This window comes from Mesorhizobium sp. M7A.F.Ca.CA.004.12.1.1, from assembly GCF_003997835.1.
Taxonomy (GTDB): Bacteria; Pseudomonadota; Alphaproteobacteria; order Rhizobiales; family Rhizobiaceae; genus Mesorhizobium.
Genome location: NZ_RZRK01001378.1, coordinates 1 through 759 on the forward strand (window position 1 = coordinate 1; position 759 = coordinate 759).

General features: G+C 65.9%; 1 pseudogene. It reads right to left on the reverse strand.

Annotated features, from left to right (window positions below):
• Nucleotides 1-70 precede the first annotated feature (70 nt).
• A pseudogene (locus EN984_RS36505) lies at nt 71-759 on the reverse strand (AsmA protein); the annotation flags it as partial.

The following is a 759-nucleotide window of genomic DNA, read 5'->3' on the forward strand; positions in this document are numbered from 1 at the left end:
GTATCGAACCGATGCTGCGGCGTCTGCTCGATCGAGATGGAGGGTAGTCGTATCGCCCAGAAAGCTCAGCCTACTGCAGTGACTTCAGCAGATTGTCGATCGTGAACGGATTGGACTTCGGCTTGGCCGGCGGCGGATTGTCGTTGGCTTCCGGCAGCGGCGCACGCTCCACTTTCGGAGGCTGCTGCGCGGCCTTGCGTTCGGCCTCAAGCCTTGCCTTTTCCTGCGCCGCGATGCGCACCGCCTCTTCCGCCTTCTGCCGCTCCTGCTTGTCGACCTGCGCCTTGGCCGCCTCGTCGGCGGCTTGCTGTTCGGCAGCGGCCTTGGCGTCGGCGTCCGCCTTGGCTTTGGCATCGGCGTCCGCCTTTGCTTTCGCCTCCGCGTCGGCCTGAGCCTTGGCATCGGCATCGGCTTTCGCCTGGGCATCCGCTTCGGCCTTGGCCTTGGCGTCAGCCTCGGCTTTCAGCCGTGCTGCTTCCTCCTGCTTGCGCAATTCCTCGGCGGCCTTATCCCGTTCGGTCTTCAACGCCGCGTAGTAGCGCACCTCGCGCCGAAGCCGCTGCTTTTCGAGCAGCGCGGCCTGCATCGCCTCGACGCGCTGCTGCTCTTTCTCCAGCGCGCGCTGGGTCAGGAACTGCGCCAGCGGCTCACTGTCGAATGCTCGTTTGACCGCGCCGAACGGCCCCTCGGCGGTGAAATTCACGACCGGCTCGGAGCCGACCAGTGCCTCGTCGCCAGGCCGATAGGTGATCGCACCCT